The 14,538-nt window shown below is 36.2% G+C and carries 28 protein-coding genes; all 28 read left to right on the forward strand.

Going from position 1 to position 14,538, the window contains the following annotated elements; genetic code table 11:
• Positions 1-39 precede the first annotated feature (39 nt).
• The 28 genes from rpsL to rpsM all read left to right on the forward strand — a co-directional run bounded on the left by rpsL (position 40) and on the right by rpsM (position 14,472).
• On the forward strand, positions 40-414 hold the full coding sequence (rpsL, locus tag DUZ96_RS02055; protein WP_114299995.1) for a 30S ribosomal protein S12: 375 nt from the start codon (positions 40-42) through the stop codon (positions 412-414).
• A gap of 22 nt (positions 415-436) precedes the next feature.
• Positions 437-913, forward strand: coding sequence for a 30S ribosomal protein S7 (gene rpsG, locus DUZ96_RS02060; RefSeq protein ID WP_114299997.1), 477 nt, complete (start codon positions 437-439; stop codon positions 911-913).
• Between the two features lie 5 nt (positions 914-918).
• Entirely contained in the window at positions 919-3,048 is a 2,130-nt protein-coding gene (fusA, locus tag DUZ96_RS02065; RefSeq protein WP_114299999.1) for an elongation factor G, read from the forward strand.
• 11 nt (positions 3,049-3,059) lie between these two features.
• Complete coding sequence (gene rpsJ / locus DUZ96_RS02070) at positions 3,060-3,365, forward strand: 30S ribosomal protein S10 (RefSeq protein WP_007650482.1); 306 nt, start codon at positions 3,060-3,062, stop codon at positions 3,363-3,365.
• A 125-nt stretch (positions 3,366-3,490) separates the two neighbouring features.
• Entirely contained in the window at positions 3,491-4,108 is a 618-nt protein-coding gene (rplC, locus tag DUZ96_RS02075) for a 50S ribosomal protein L3 (RefSeq protein WP_114300000.1), read from the forward strand.
• Entirely contained in the window at positions 4,108-4,737 is a 630-nt protein-coding gene (rplD, locus tag DUZ96_RS02080; protein WP_114300002.1) for a 50S ribosomal protein L4, read from the forward strand. Before rplC ends, rplD begins: the two co-directional genes overlap by 1 nt.
• A gap of 7 nt (positions 4,738-4,744) precedes the next feature.
• Positions 4,745-5,035, forward strand: a complete 291-nt coding sequence (gene rplW, locus DUZ96_RS02085; protein ID WP_114300004.1) for a 50S ribosomal protein L23 — start codon at positions 4,745-4,747, stop codon at positions 5,033-5,035.
• 10 nt (positions 5,036-5,045) lie between these two features.
• Entirely contained in the window at positions 5,046-5,873 is an 828-nt protein-coding gene (gene rplB / locus DUZ96_RS02090; RefSeq protein ID WP_114300006.1) for a 50S ribosomal protein L2, read from the forward strand.
• Between the two features lie 11 nt (positions 5,874-5,884).
• Positions 5,885-6,163, forward strand: a complete 279-nt coding sequence (gene rpsS, locus DUZ96_RS02095; RefSeq protein WP_111685493.1) for a 30S ribosomal protein S19 — start codon at positions 5,885-5,887, stop codon at positions 6,161-6,163.
• A gap of 5 nt (positions 6,164-6,168) precedes the next feature.
• On the forward strand, positions 6,169-6,576 hold the full coding sequence (gene rplV / locus DUZ96_RS02100; protein ID WP_114300008.1) for a 50S ribosomal protein L22: 408 nt from the start codon (positions 6,169-6,171) through the stop codon (positions 6,574-6,576).
• Positions 6,577-6,585: 9 nt separating this feature from the next.
• Positions 6,586-7,296, forward strand: coding sequence for a 30S ribosomal protein S3 (rpsC, locus tag DUZ96_RS02105; RefSeq protein WP_114300010.1), 711 nt, complete (start codon positions 6,586-6,588; stop codon positions 7,294-7,296).
• Between the two features lie 20 nt (positions 7,297-7,316).
• Positions 7,317-7,736 (forward strand): 50S ribosomal protein L16, encoded by a 420-nt coding sequence (gene rplP / locus DUZ96_RS02110; RefSeq protein WP_114300012.1) that lies wholly within the window; start codon positions 7,317-7,319, stop codon positions 7,734-7,736.
• Between the two features lie 12 nt (positions 7,737-7,748).
• Positions 7,749-7,940, forward strand: coding sequence for a 50S ribosomal protein L29 (rpmC, locus tag DUZ96_RS02115; RefSeq protein WP_114300014.1), 192 nt, complete (start codon positions 7,749-7,751; stop codon positions 7,938-7,940).
• Between the two features lie 17 nt (positions 7,941-7,957).
• Entirely contained in the window at positions 7,958-8,215 is a 258-nt protein-coding gene (gene rpsQ / locus DUZ96_RS02120; protein ID WP_114300015.1) for a 30S ribosomal protein S17, read from the forward strand.
• Between the two features lie 2 nt (positions 8,216-8,217).
• On the forward strand, positions 8,218-8,586 hold the full coding sequence (gene rplN, locus DUZ96_RS02125; RefSeq protein ID WP_094969253.1) for a 50S ribosomal protein L14: 369 nt from the start codon (positions 8,218-8,220) through the stop codon (positions 8,584-8,586).
• A gap of 12 nt (positions 8,587-8,598) precedes the next feature.
• A complete protein-coding gene (rplX, locus tag DUZ96_RS02130) occupies positions 8,599-8,910 on the forward strand; it encodes a 50S ribosomal protein L24 (RefSeq protein WP_114300017.1) in 312 nt (103 codons plus the stop codon).
• Positions 8,911-8,912: 2 nt separating this feature from the next.
• Positions 8,913-9,464 (forward strand): 50S ribosomal protein L5, encoded by a 552-nt coding sequence (gene rplE, locus DUZ96_RS02135; RefSeq protein WP_114300019.1) that lies wholly within the window; start codon positions 8,913-8,915, stop codon positions 9,462-9,464.
• 2 nt (positions 9,465-9,466) lie between these two features.
• Positions 9,467-9,736 (forward strand): 30S ribosomal protein S14, encoded by a 270-nt coding sequence (rpsN, locus tag DUZ96_RS02140; protein ID WP_114300021.1) that lies wholly within the window; start codon positions 9,467-9,469, stop codon positions 9,734-9,736.
• A 104-nt stretch (positions 9,737-9,840) separates the two neighbouring features.
• On the forward strand, positions 9,841-10,239 hold the full coding sequence (gene rpsH, locus DUZ96_RS02145; protein ID WP_114300023.1) for a 30S ribosomal protein S8: 399 nt from the start codon (positions 9,841-9,843) through the stop codon (positions 10,237-10,239).
• Between the two features lie 12 nt (positions 10,240-10,251).
• Positions 10,252-10,794 (forward strand): 50S ribosomal protein L6, encoded by a 543-nt coding sequence (gene rplF / locus DUZ96_RS02150; protein WP_114300025.1) that lies wholly within the window; start codon positions 10,252-10,254, stop codon positions 10,792-10,794.
• Between the two features lie 10 nt (positions 10,795-10,804).
• Positions 10,805-11,161, forward strand: coding sequence for a 50S ribosomal protein L18 (gene rplR / locus DUZ96_RS02155; protein WP_114300027.1), 357 nt, complete (start codon positions 10,805-10,807; stop codon positions 11,159-11,161).
• Between the two features lie 6 nt (positions 11,162-11,167).
• On the forward strand, positions 11,168-11,692 hold the full coding sequence (rpsE, locus tag DUZ96_RS02160) for a 30S ribosomal protein S5 (protein ID WP_114300029.1): 525 nt from the start codon (positions 11,168-11,170) through the stop codon (positions 11,690-11,692).
• A gap of 14 nt (positions 11,693-11,706) precedes the next feature.
• Positions 11,707-11,886 (forward strand): 50S ribosomal protein L30, encoded by a 180-nt coding sequence (gene rpmD, locus DUZ96_RS02165; protein ID WP_114300031.1) that lies wholly within the window; start codon positions 11,707-11,709, stop codon positions 11,884-11,886.
• A 16-nt stretch (positions 11,887-11,902) separates the two neighbouring features.
• Complete coding sequence (gene rplO / locus DUZ96_RS02170; RefSeq protein ID WP_114300033.1) at positions 11,903-12,355, forward strand: 50S ribosomal protein L15; 453 nt, start codon at positions 11,903-11,905, stop codon at positions 12,353-12,355.
• A 10-nt stretch (positions 12,356-12,365) separates the two neighbouring features.
• Positions 12,366-13,727: a preprotein translocase subunit SecY gene (secY, locus tag DUZ96_RS02175; protein WP_114300035.1), complete on the forward strand. Its 1,362-nt coding sequence runs from the start codon at positions 12,366-12,368 to the stop codon at positions 13,725-13,727.
• A 9-nt stretch (positions 13,728-13,736) separates the two neighbouring features.
• Entirely contained in the window at positions 13,737-13,952 is a 216-nt protein-coding gene (gene infA / locus DUZ96_RS02180; RefSeq protein ID WP_007094967.1) for a translation initiation factor IF-1, read from the forward strand.
• Between the two features lie 26 nt (positions 13,953-13,978).
• Positions 13,979-14,095: a type B 50S ribosomal protein L36 gene (ykgO, locus tag DUZ96_RS02185; RefSeq protein ID WP_008269159.1), complete on the forward strand. Its 117-nt coding sequence runs from the start codon at positions 13,979-13,981 to the stop codon at positions 14,093-14,095.
• A 2-nt stretch (positions 14,096-14,097) separates the two neighbouring features.
• Positions 14,098-14,472: a 30S ribosomal protein S13 gene (gene rpsM, locus DUZ96_RS02190; protein WP_114300037.1), complete on the forward strand. Its 375-nt coding sequence runs from the start codon at positions 14,098-14,100 to the stop codon at positions 14,470-14,472.
• Positions 14,473-14,538 lie beyond the last annotated feature (66 nt).

Below are 14,538 nucleotides of genomic sequence, written 5' to 3' on the forward strand. Positions count from 1 at the left end.
CTCTAAAGAGAGGGTTAATAAAATTTTTTATAGAAATATATGCCAACAATTTCACAATTAGTACGAAAAGGAAGAGCCAAAATAACCAAGAAGAGTAAATCGGCTGCTTTAGATTCGTGTCCGCAAAGACGTGGTGTATGTACTCGTGTTTATACAACAACACCTAAGAAACCAAACTCAGCAATGCGCAAGGTAGCAAGGGTTCGTTTAACAAACGGTAACGAGGTTAATGCATACATCGGTGGAGAAGGTCACAATCTGCAGGAGCATTCGATAGTATTGGTTAGAGGTGGAAGGGTAAAAGATTTGCCAGGTGTTAGATATCACGTTGTTCGTGGAGCTTTAGATACAGCAGGTGTATCAGGTAGAACGCAACGAAGATCTAAGTATGGTGCAAAACGCCCTAAGAAGTAATTTTAAACTTTAAGAAGAAGACATGAGAAAAAGACAAGCGAAAAAAAGACCGCTTTTACCAGACCCAAAATTTAACGATCAGTTAGTGACGCGTTTCGTTAATATGATGATGTGGGACGGTAAAAAGTCTGTGGCGTTTAAAGTATTCTACGATGCTATTGATATCGTTGAGGAGAAAAAGAATGATGACGAAAAAACAGCTTTAGAAATCTGGAAAGAAGCTTTATCTAATGTAATGCCTCACGTAGAAGTACGTAGTCGTCGTGTGGGTGGTGCTACATTCCAAATTCCAATGCAAATTCGTCCAGACCGTAAAGTTTCAACAGCAATGAAATGGTTAATAGGTTATGCTCGTAAGAGAAATGAAAAGTCTATGGCCCAAAGATTAGCTGCTGAGGTTTTAGCTGCTTCTAAAGAAGAAGGTGCTGCTGTTAAGAAAAGAGTGGACACTCACAAAATGGCAGAAGCAAACAAAGCATTCTCACACTTTAGATTTTAATTGAAATGGCACAAAGAGATTTAAAATATACAAGAAATATAGGTATTGCTGCGCATATTGATGCTGGTAAAACCACTACTACAGAACGTATCCTTTATTACACTGGTGTTTCTCATAAAATTGGTGAGGTACATGATGGAGCGGCTACTATGGACTGGATGGAGCAAGAACAAGAAAGAGGTATTACTATTACTTCTGCTGCTACAACTTGTACATGGAATTTCCCATTAGAAAATGGACAGCCAACTAATGAAACTAAAGGATATCATTTTAATATCATCGATACTCCTGGTCACGTTGATTTCACCGTTGAGGTAAATCGTTCATTACGTGTACTAGATGGTTTAGTATTTTTATTTAGTGCAGTTGATGGTGTGGAGCCACAATCTGAAACTAACTGGAGACTAGCAGACAATTACAAAGTACCACGTATTGGATTTGTGAATAAAATGGACCGTCAAGGATCTAATTTTATGGGAGTTTGCCAACAGGTAAAAGATATGTTAGGATCTAACGCTGTACCAATTGTAATGAACATTGGTGATGAAATGGATTTTAAAGGTATTGTTGACCTGGTTAAGAACCGTGCAATTGTATGGCACGATGAAACTCAAGGAGCAACTTTTGATGTTATTGATATCCCAGAAGAATTAAAAGAAGAAGCAGCTGAATTAAGAGCTAAGCTTATTGAAGAGGTTGCAAGTTATGATGAAAATCTACTTGAGAAATTCATGGAGGATGAGGATTCTATAACTGAAGATGAAGTGCATGCCGCACTTAGAGCTGCTGTAATGGACATGTCTATTATTCCTATGATTTGTGGTTCAGCTTTTAAAAATAAAGGTGTTCAATTTTTATTAGATGCAGTTTGCCGTTACTTACCTTCTCCCGTAGATAAGGAAGCTATTATCGGTACAGAGCCTGGAACTGACAACGAAATTGCACGTAAGCCAGATGTTAAGGAACCATTTTCTGCATTAGCATTTAAGATTGCTACTGATCCTTTCGTAGGTCGTTTGGCATTCTTTAGAGCTTATTCAGGTCGTTTAGATGCAGGTTCTTATGTGTTGAACAATCGTTCAGGCAAAAAAGAGCGTATTTCACGTATTTACCAAATGCACTCTAACAAGCAGAATGCAATTGAATATATAGAAGCTGGAGATATTGGAGCAGCCGTAGGATTTAAGGATATTAAAACTGGAGATACCTTATCAGCTGAGAAACATCCAATTGTTCTGGAATCTATGGATTTCCCAGACCCAGTAATTGGTATTGCTGTTGAGCCAAAAACCAAGGCAGATGTTGATAAATTGGGTATGGCTTTAGCTAAGTTAGCAGAAGAAGATCCAACATTTACTGTAAGAACGGACGAAGCCTCAGGTCAGACTATTATTTCTGGTATGGGTGAGCTTCACTTAGATATTATTGTAGACCGTCTTAAGCGTGAGTTTAAGGTAGAGGTTAACCAAGGTCAACCACAGGTAGAATATAAAGAGGCTATTACTCAAGCCGCACAACACAGAGAAGTTTATAAAAAACAATCTGGTGGTCGAGGTAAGTTTGCGGATATAGTTTTTACTCTTGAGCCTGCCGAAGAAGGTAAACAAGGTCTTGAGTTTGTTTCTTCAATTAAAGGTGGTAACGTTCCAAAGGAATTTATCCCTTCAGTTGAGAAAGGCTTCAAAATGGCAATGGTTAATGGTCCATTAGCAGGATACGAAGTAGATGCAATGAAAGTTACCTTAACTGACGGTTCTTACCATGATGTAGATTCTGATCAGTTGTCATTCGAATTGGCTGCTAAACTAGGATTTAAAGCAGCGGCTAAAGCAGCTAAAGCGGTAATCATGGAGCCAATCATGAAATTAGAAGTATTAACTCCTGAAGAAAGTATGGGAGATATTGTAGGAGACCTTAACCGTCGTCGTGGTCAAGTAAACGACATGAGCGATAGAGCAGGTTCTAAAGTTGTTAAGGCTAACGTGCCATTATCAGAAATGTTTGGGTATGTAACATCATTAAGAACGTTATCATCTGGTAGAGCAACATCAACTATGGAATTCTCACACTATGCTGAAACGCCTACAAATATTTCGGAAGAAGTTATAAAGGCAGCGAAAGGAGTTGAAGCTTAAATTTTAAGAAAATGAGTCAAAAAATTAGAATAAAATTAAAATCTTACGATCATAATCTAGTAGATAAGTCTGCTGATAAAATTGTAAAGACAGTAAAAAGTACAGGTGCTGTAGTAACGGGGCCAATCCCATTACCAACACACAAGAAAATTTTCACTGTATTACGTTCACCACACGTTAATAAGAAGTCAAGAGAACAGTTTCAATTAAGTTCTTACAAGAGATTATTGGATATCTATTCTTCTTCTTCAAAAACTATTGATGCTTTAATGAAGCTTGAATTACCAAGTGGAGTTGAAGTTGAGATTAAGGTGTAAGTAAGATTAACATGTCCCACCGATGCGGTCGAGGGAAAAACGGTAAAAATACAATTCAAGGCTGAAGCGTATTTTCAGCCTTGAGTTTTAAATAACAAAAAGTAAATAATTAATAAATAATAAATATGTCTGGGTTAATTGGAAAAAAAGTCGGTATGACCAGCATTTTCGATGAGAATGGAAAGAACATTCCATGTACAGTAATCGAAGCAGGTCCATGTATCGTTACCCAAGTCAGAACTGAAGAAGTTGATGGCTATAATGCACTTCAACTAGGTTTCGATGACGCGACAGAAAAAAGCGCTACTAAGGCGGCCTTGGGCCATGCCAAAAAAGCGGGTACTTCTGTAAAACGCAAAGTCGTAGAATTCATAGGTTTTGATGAGGAGTACAAATTAGGTGATGCTGTAACAGTAGAGCATTTCATTGAAGGAGAGTTTGTTGATGTATCAGGTACATCAAAAGGTAAAGGATTCCAAGGTGTTGTTAAACGTCATGGTTTTGGTGGTGTTGGTCAAGCAACTCACGGTCAACATAACCGTTTAAGAGCTCCTGGTTCTATTGGTGCTGCTTCATATCCTGCAAGAGTTTTCAAAGGAATGAAAATGGCAGGAAGAATGGGTGGTGAAACAGTTAAAGTTCAAAATTTAAGAGTTTACAAAGTAGTTCCAGAAAAGAACTTACTAGTCGTTAAAGGTTGTGTTCCAGGACACAAAAACTCTTATGTAATTATTGAGAAGTAATGAAAGTAGCAGTTTTAGATATAAACGGAAAAGACACTGGAAGAAAAGCTGAGCTTTCTAAAGAAGTGTTCGCTATTGAGCCTAACAACCATGCTGTTTATTTAGATGTTAAGCAATACTTAGCAAATCAAAGGCAGGGTACGCATAAGGCTAAAGAAAGAGCAGAAATTACTGGAAGTACACGTAAGATAAAGAAACAAAAAGGTACAGGTACCGCGAGAGCAGGTAGTATCAAGTCTGGTGTATTCAAAGGTGGTGGTCGTATGTTTGGACCAAGACCAAGAAATTACGGGTTTAAGTTAAACAAAAATGTTAAAAGATTAGCTCGTAAATCTGCATTAAGTATCAAGGCAAGTGACAAGTCAATTGTAGTATTAGAAGATTTTAATTTCGATGCTCCAAAGACTAAAAACTTTGTTGATGTTTTAAAGGCACTAGAGATAGAAAACAAAAAATCTTTGTTTGTATTGGGTGACACAAATAATAATGTATATTTGTCGTCGCGCAATTTGAAAGGCTCTGAGGTTGTAACTACTTCAGAATTAAGCACTTATAAGATTATGAATGCGAATAAAGTAGTATTGTTAGAAGGTGCGTTAGAAGGAATAGAATCGAATTTAAGTAAATAGAAGCACGATGAGTATCTTAATAAAACCTATCATCACAGAAAAAGCAACAACACAAAGTGAGTTGCTTAATGCTTATGCATTTGAAGTGAGTACAAAGGCGAACAAGGTAGAAATCAAAAAAGCGGTTGAAGCTGCTTATGGAGTTTCTGTGGAAAAAGTTCGTACAATAAATGTCCGTCCAGAAAGAAGAACACGTTATACAAAAACGGGTATTCAACATGGTAAAACAAATGCTGTTAAAAAAGCAATTGTACAACTGGCGGAAGGTGAGACAATAGATTTATACGCTAACATGTAATTAGACGAAAATGTCAGTTAGAAAATTAAAACCAATCACATCAGCTCAGCGTTTTAGAGTAGTTAATGGATTTGACGCCATTACTACTGATAAGCCGGAGAAAAGCTTGCTTGCTCCGAAAAAAAGGTCTGGTGGTAGAAACAGTCAAGGAAAAATGACTATGCGCTATAAAGGTGGTGGTCATAAGAAGAAGTATCGTATTATCGATTTTAAACGTAATAAAACTGGTGTTCCAGCAGAGGTTAGGTCAATTGAGTACGATCCAAACAGAACAGCATTTATTGCACTACTTAATTATCAAGACGGCGAGAAACGTTATGTTATCGCACAAAATGGATTGCAAGTAGGGCAAAATATAGTTTCTGGTAAAAGTGGTGTAGCGCCTGAAATAGGAAATGCGATGCCTTTAAGTGAAATTCCATTAGGTACAATAGTTTCTTGTATTGAGTTACATCCTGGTCAAGGTGCTGTTATGGCACGTAGTGCTGGTGCATTTGCCCAATTAATGGCAAGAGACGGAAAGTTTGCAACAATTAAATTACCATCTGGTGAAACTAGAATGGTATTGTCAACTTGTATGGCAACAATTGGAGTTGTATCAAACTCAGATCATCAATTAATTGTATCAGGTAAAGCTGGTAGAAGTAGATGGTTAGGAAGGCGTCCACGTACAAGACCAGTAGTAATGAACCCAGTCGACCATCCAATGGGTGGTGGTGAAGGTAAGTCTTCAGGTGGTCATCCAAGATCTAGAAACGGTATACCTGCTAAAGGTTACAGAACGCGTTCTAAGACTAAAGCGAGTAATAAGTATATTGTAGAACGTAGAAAGAAATAAGATAAGATAGTATGGCACGTTCATTAAAAAAAGGACCTTATATCCATTATAAATTAGAAAAGAAAGTTGCAGAGAATGTAGCTTCTAATAAAAAGACTGTAATCAAGACTTGGTCTAGAGCTTCAATGATTTCTCCAGATTTCGTGGGTCAGACAATTGCTGTTCACAACGGTCGTCAATTTGTACCAGTTTATATTACTGAGAATATGGTAGGTCATAAATTAGGAGAATTTTCACCTACAAGATCATTTAGAGGTCATGCAGGTGCAAAAAACAAAGGTAAAAAATAAGAATCATGGGAAGTCGTAAAAAACAAATGGCTGAAGCTATTAAGGCGGAGAAGAAGCAAGTTGCTTTTGCAAAGCTAAATAACTGTCCTACATCTCCAAGAAAGATGCGTCTAGTTGCGGATTTAGTGAGAGGTCAAAAGGCAGAGAAAGCTCTTCAGATTCTTAGATTTAGCCAAAAGGAAGCATCACGTAGATTAGAAAAACTTGTTATGTCTGCAATCGCAAATTGGCAAGCAAAGAACGAAGATGCAGACGTTGAGGAAGCTGATTTATTTATTAAAGAAATCAGAGTAGATGGTGGTACAATGTTAAAAAGATTGCGTCCAGCACCTCAAGGTAGAGCACATAGAATTAGAAAAAGATCAAATCACGTAACTGTGGTAATTGATTCATTAAACAAAACACAAAGCTAAGATAGAGATATGGGACAAAAGACAAATCCAATCGGAAATCGCTTAGGAATTATCAGAGGATGGGAATCTAACTGGTACGGAGGAAACGATTATGGTGATAAACTTGCCGAAGACGATAAGATTAGAAAATACGTTCATGCTCGTTTATCAAAAGCAAGTGTGAGTAGAGTAATTATTGAGCGTACGCTTAAACTTGTAACCGTTACTATCACTACTGCCAGACCTGGTATAATTATCGGTAAAGGTGGTCAAGAGGTAGATAAGTTAAAAGAAGAGCTTAAAAAGATTACTGGTAAAGAAGTTCAGTTGAACATCTTTGAGATTAAAAGACCTGAATTAGATGCACATTTAGTAGCAGCAAGTGTCGCGCGTCAGATAGAAAGCCGAATTTCTTACAGACGTGCAATTAAAATGGCTATCGCTGCAGCTATGCGTATGAATGCTGAAGGAATTAAAATTCAAATTAGTGGTCGTTTAAACGGTGCGGAAATGGCACGTTCAGAACACTACAAAGAAGGAAGAATTCCGTTATCTACATTTAGAGCTGATATTGATTATGCTCTTGTTGAAGCACATACTACTTATGGTAGATTAGGTGTTAAGGTGTGGATTATGAAAGGCGAAGTTTATGGAAAAAGAGAACTTTCTCCATTAGTTGGTCTTTCAAAGCAAAAAGGAAAAGGTGGACGAGGTGGAAAAAACCAACGTCGTAGAAAGTAATTTTTTAAAGAAAAGAAAAAATGTTACAGCCTAAAAGAACAAAATTTCGTAAGCAGCAAAAGGGTCGTATGAAGGGTAATTCCGGAAGAGGACATTTGTTAACAAATGGTACATTCGGTATTAAGTCATTAGATTCTAAATTTATAACTGCTCGCCAAATAGAAGCAGCTCGTATTGCTGCAACACGTTACATGAAGAGGGAAGGATCGTTATGGATTAAAATATTTCCAGACAAGCCTATCACTAAGAAACCTCTAGAAGTACGTATGGGTAAAGGTAAAGGTGCCGTAGAATATTGGGCAGCTGTTGTAAAACCAGGACGTGTATTATTTGAAGTAAGTGGTGTACCATTAGACGTAGCTCAAGAAGCATTACGTTTAGCAGCACAAAAACTTCCTGTAAAAACTAAGTTTATCATAGCTAGAGATTACGAAGCTTAATAGAAAGATATTATGAAGCAATCAGAAATTAAACAGCTTTCAGAAGCTGAGTTACAAGAAAAACTTGGTGAGACTAAAAAGAGTTATGCAGACCTAAAAATGGCTCATGCGATTTCTCCTTTAGAAAATCCAATTCAGTTACGTAACGTCAGACGTACAGTAGCTAGATTGGCAACTGAATTAACTAATAGAGAAGGACAATAATTGTATTCTGCTGAAAGATGGAAAAAAGAAATTTAAGAAAAGAACGTATAGGAGTAGTTACTAGTAACAAAATGGAGAAATCTATTGTTGTTGCTGAAGTTAAAAAAGTAAAGCACCCTATGTATGGAAAGTTCGTGTTAAAGACTAAGAAATATGTCGCACACGATGAAACAAACGACTGCAACGAAGGAGATACTGTAAAGATCATGGAAACAAGACCTTTAAGTAAATCAAAGTGTTGGAGATTAGTAGAAATAATTGAAAGAGCGAAGTAATTATGGTACAACAAGAATCAAGATTAAAAGTAGCTGATAACACTGGTGCAAAGGAAGTATTAACTATCCGTGTATTAGGTGGGACAAAGAAGCGTTACGCTTCAGTAGGAGATAAAATAGTAGTTTCTGTTAAAGATGCAACTCCTAACGGAAGTATTAAGAAAGGAGCTGTCTCTACAGCGGTTGTTGTACGTACTGCCAAGGAAGTAAGACGTCCAGATGGATCTTACATCAGATTTGATGATAACGCATGTGTACTATTAAATCCGCAAGGAGAAATGAGAGGAACACGTGTATTTGGTCCTGTAGCTAGAGAACTTCGTGATAAACAATTCATGAAAATTGTATCATTGGCACCTGAAGTGCTTTAATTGATAAAAAAGATGACAAAGCTTAGAATAAAATCAGGAGATACGGTACAAGTAATTGCTGGAGACCACAAAGGGTCTGAAGGTAAGGTCCTTAAAGTATTAAAAGATAAGAACAAAGCCATCGTAGAAGGTGTGAATATGGTTAAGAAACATACTAAACCAAGTGCACAGAATCCTCAAGGTGGAATTGTAGAGAAAGAAGCATCTATCCATATTTCTAATTTGTCTTTACTTACAGGTAAAGGTGAAACAACTAGAGTTGGTATAAGAATGGATGGTGATAAAAAAGTAAGATTTTCTAAAAAATCTAATGAAGTAATTTAGTTATGGCTTACGTTTCAAGATTAAAAAAAGAGTATAAGGAAAAAGTAATTCCTGCTCTTACAGAAGAATTTGGATATAATAATGTAATGCAAGTACCTAAACTAGAAAAGATAGTTCTTTCTAGAGGTGTAGGTGCCGCGGTTGCAGATAAAAAATTAATTGATCACGCTGTTGATGAATTAACGAAGATTACAGGACAGAAAGCTGTAGCGACGATTTCTAAGAAAGACGTTGCTTCTTTTAAGTTACGTAAAGGTATGCCAATTGGTGCCAAGGTAACTTTAAGAGGCGAGCATATGTATGAGTTTTTAGATCGTTTAGTTACTTCAGCTTTACCACGAGTTAGAGATTTTAGTGGTATCAGAGCAACAGGTTTTGATGGTAGAGGAAATTATAACTTAGGTGTAACAGAACAGATTATATTCCCAGAGATTGATATTGATAAAATCAATAAAATTTCAGGTATGGATATAACATTTGTGACTTCTGCGGAAACAGATAAAGAAGCAAAGTCATTATTAACAGAACTAGGATTACCATTTAAAAAGAATTAAATATGGCTAAAGAATCAATGAAAGCTCGTGAGGTGAAGCGTGCAAAAATGGTTGCTAAATATGCTGAGAAAAGAAAAGCTTTAAAAGAAGCTGGAGATTACGAAGCATTGCAAAAGTTACCAAAAAACGCATCACCAATACGTATGCACAACCGTTGTAAACTTACAGGAAGACCAAAAGGTTATATGAGACAATTTGGAATCTCTCGTGTAATGTTTAGAGAAATGGCTAACAAAGGGTTAATTCCTGGTGTGAAAAAAGCAAGTTGGTAAAATTGAGGAAGCGAATTAGCTTCTGTACAATTATCAATATAATTATTGTATAATCGGGATTTAGGTTCGAAAAATTCGAAAACCACTTCCTAAAATTTAAAACTATGTACACAGATCCAATAGCGGATTATTTAACGCGAGTTAGAAATGCAGTGAAAGCAAACCACAGAGTTGTGGAGATTCCAGCATCTAACTTAAAAAAGGAGATAACTAAAATATTGTTCGATCAGGGCTATATTTTAAGTTATAAATTCGATGACTCTTCAGTTCAGGGCTCAATAAAAATAGCTTTGAAATATAACAAAGACACAAAAGAGTCTGTCATCAAAAAAATTCAAAGAATCAGTAAACCAGGTTTACGTAAATATGCTGGAGCTAACGAAATGCCAAGAATCTTAAATGGTCTTGGTATCGCAATTGTTTCTACTTCTCATGGAGTTATGACAGGTAAACAAGCGGAAAGAGAAAACGTTGGTGGAGAGGTATTATGTTACGTATACTAAAAACAGGAAATTATGTCAAGAATAGGTAATAATCCAATAACAGTTCCTGAAGGCGTTACAATTGAGATAAAAGACAACTTAATAACTGCAAAAGGTAAATTAGGTGAGTTAACTCAGGAGTATTCAGATGTTGAAATAAAAATAGAAGACGGTACAATTACATTGTCACGTAATTCTGAAAAGAAAGATCACAGAGCAAAGCACGGTTTGTATAGAGCCTTAATTGCTAATATGATAGAAGGTGTTTCTAACGGTTGGACTAAAGAATTAGAATTAGTCGGTGTTGGTTACAGAGCATCAAATCAAGGACAGAAATTAGATTTAGCGATTGGTTTCTCACACAATATAGTAATGGACATTGCACCTGAAGTTAAAGTTGAGACAATTTCTGAAAAAGGGAAAAACCCAATAGTAAAATTAACATCACACGACAAGCAATTAGTTGGTCAGGTGGCTGCTAAGATCCGTAGCTTCCGTAAGCCAGAGCCTTACAAAGGGAAAGGTATTAAGTTTGTTGGTGAAGAAATTAGAAGAAAAGCAGGTAAATCAGCTTAATAATTGAGTTATGGCATTAACAAAGAACGAAAGAAGAACAAGAATCAAAAACAGAATCCGTAAGGTAGTATCTGGTACTGAAGTAAGACCAAGATTATCTGTTTTTAGAAGTAATAAAGAGATTTATGCTCAAGTCGTGAATGATGTAACTGGTGAAACAATAGCTGCTGCATCCTCAAGAGACAAAGACTTAGCAAAGTCTAAAGGAAACAAAACAGAAATTGCCGCGTTAGTTGGTAAGGCTGTTGCTGAAAAAGCTTTAAAAGCTGGTGTTGAAACTATTTCTTTTGATAGAGGTGGTTATTTATATCATGGTAGAGTAAAATCGTTAGCAGAAGGAGCTAGAGAAGCAGGACTTAAATTTTAAGACATTATGTATCAAAAATATAAAAACGCAGAGCTTGTTAAACCAGGCGGATTAGAATTAAAAGATCGCCTAGTTGGTGTACAGCGTGTAACTAAGGTAACTAAAGGTGGTAGAGCATTTGGTTTTTCTGCTATAGTAGTAGTAGGTGACGAAGCTGGTGTTGTTGGTCACGGATTAGGTAAATCTAAGGATGTTGCAACAGCAATTGCAAAGGCAGTGGAAGATGCAAAAAAGAATCTTGTGAGAATTCCTATTGTTAAAGGAACATTACCACATGAGCAAAAAGGTAAATATGGTGGTGCTAGAGTAAATATTATTCCTGCTGCACCAGGTACCGGAGTTATTGCTGGTGGGGCTGTAAGATTAGTACTTGAAGCAGTTGGTGTACACGACGTATTATCGAAATCTCAAGGTTCATCTAACCCTCATAACGTTGTAAAGGCAACTTTTGATGCCTTGTTACAATTACGCGATGCAAAATCTGTTGCAAGAGAACGTGGTATTTCACTTGAAAAAGTATTTAACGGATAATCTATAAGGATAAGATGGCAAAGATTAAAGTAACTAAAGTAAAAAGTGCAATCAATCGTACTAAAAGACAAAAGCTGACATTAGAAGCTTTAGGTTTAAAAAAGATTGGTCAAGTTGTAGAGCACGATGCCACACCAAATATCCTTGGTATGGTTAAGAAAGTTGAACATTTAGTTTCTGTAGAGGAAGCTTAAAAATATAAACTTAAAAATGGATTTAAGTAATTTAAAACCTGCAGAAGGTTCAGTAAAAAATCAAGGAAAGCGCGTTGGACGTGGTCAAGGATCAGGTAAAGGCGGTACTGCGACAAGAGGACACAAAGGTGCAAAGTCGCGATCTGGATATTCTAAGAAATTAGGATTTGAAGGTGGTCAGATGCCATTACAAAGACGTGTTCCTAAATATGGATTTAAAAACATTAACCGTGTTGAATACCAAGGTGTAAACATTGATACTTTACAACAATTGGTTGATGATAAGAAAGTAAAAGGAACTGTTAATTTTGAAACACTTGTTTCGTTAGGTTTAGCTGGTAAGAATGAACTAGTTAAAATCTTAGGAAGGGGAGAGTTAAAAGCAAAATTAACTGTTACCGCTCATAAATTTACTGCTACAGCAAAGGCTGCTATAGAGGCTGCTGGTGGTGAAGCTGTAACTTTATAAGAAATAACGGATGAAGATAATAGAAACATTAAAAAACGTTTGGAAAATCACCGAACTTAAGGATAGAATAATTCTTACCTTAGGATTATTGTTAGTGTATCGTTTTGGTGCTCAGGTTGTATTACCTGGCATCAATATTAATGCATTAGGTGGTTTGCAAGCTGGAACTGATAGTGGAATATTAGGTTTATTAAATGCTTTTACAGGGGGTGCGTTTGCAAATGCTTCTGTATTTGCACTTGGTATTATGCCTTATATCTCTGCATCTATTGTTGTTCAGTTAATGGGTATTGCGATTCCTTATTTGCAGAAACTACAAAAGGAGGGAGCTAGTGGTCAAAAGAAGATTACGCAGATAACGCGTTGGTTGACAATTGGTATTTGTTTGGTACAAGCACCTGGTTATTTAGCCAGTGTACCTGCATTATCTGGTGCACCCTCAATGAGTACGCTTTTAGTACCAGGGTTTAATGAGAGCATATTCTATTTCTCATCTGTAATCATTCTAGTAACGGGTTGTGTATTTGCAATGTGGTTGGGTGAAAAAATTACAGACAAAGGAATAGGTAATGGTATTTCCTTATTAATAATGGTTGGTATCATCGCAACTTTACCTCAGTCGTTTATGCAGAATGCATTATCTAGAACTGAAGGTAATGGTGGATTTATGATGATCCTTATAGAATTAGTAATTTGGTTCTTAATCATTTTAGCATCGGTATTCTTGGTAATGGCAGTAAGAAAAATTGCTGTGCAATATGCAAGAAGAACAGCATCAGGAGGCTATGAAAAGAATGTGTTTGGATCTAGACAATTCTTACCATTAAAGCTTAATGCTTCAGGTGTAATGCCAATCATTTTTGCACAAGCAATTATGTTTGTTCCAAGTTTAATAGGAGGATCTTCTTTATTGAAAGAGACTACTACTGGACAATGGATGCAAACCAACTTTTCAGATATATTTGGATTTTGGTACAACCTAGTATTTGCATTATTAATTATTGTATTTACATATTTCTATACTGCGATTACAGTACCTACAAATAAAATGGCTGACGATTTAAAACGCAGTGGTGGATTTATACCAGGTATTAGACCAGGTTCTGAAACATCTGAGTATTTAGATAAGATTATGTCGCAAATAACATTACCAGGCTCTATATTCTTGGCTCTGATAGCTGTGTTCCCAGCCTTTATTGTTAAGCTTATGGGTGTTCAACAAGGTTGGGCATTGTTTTTTGGTGGTACATCACTATTAATTATGGTAGGCGTAGCTATAGATACAATGCAACAGATTAATTCTTACTTATTAAATAAGCATTATGACGGCTTGATGAAAACTGGTAAAAACAGAAAAGCGGTTGCACAATAAATTAATATTATGGCAAAGCAAGCAGCAATAGAACAAGACGGAACAATTATAGAAGCATTATCAAATGCTATGTTTCGTGTGGAATTAGAAAATGGTCACATTGTGACTGCACATATTTCTGGTAAGATGCGTATGCATTACATTAAGTTGTTACCAGGTGACAAGGTAAAATTAGAAATGAGTCCATATGATTTAACAAAGGCTCGTATAACTTATAGATACTAATAATTAGTATTTAAAAACTAATACAGATGAAAGTAAGAGCATCAGTAAAGAAAAGAAGCGCAGACTGTAAATTAGTACGACGCAAAGGAAGACTTTACGTAATTAACAAAAAGAATCCAAGATTCAAACAAAGACAAGGGTAATTATGGCAAGAATTGCAGGTGTAGACATACCAAAACAAAAAAGAGGAGTTATCTCTTTGACTTATATCTATGGAATAGGTAGAAGTAGAGCGAAAGAAATTTTAGCAACTGCTAAAGTAGATGAAGGCACTAAAGTTCAAGATTGGACAGATGATCAGATAGGAGCAATCCGGGAAGCGGTTGGTTCTTATAAGATTGAAGGTGAATTACGTTCTGAAACACAATTGAACATTAAGCGTTTAATGGATATTGGATGTTACAGAGGTATTCGTCATAGAGCTGGTCTTCCTTTAAGAGGTCAACGTACTAAGAATAACTCTCGTACTAGAAAAGGTAGAAGAAAAACAGTTGCTAACAAGAAAAAAGTAACTAAGTAATAATTAAAGACATTAGTCATTAGTAATTAGAAGTTAGATGAATCTGTCTGAAATGTAAAAGTTTAG

The organism is Winogradskyella sp. KYW1333 (assembly GCF_003335675.1).
Taxonomy (GTDB): Bacteria; Bacteroidota; Bacteroidia; order Flavobacteriales; family Flavobacteriaceae; genus Winogradskyella.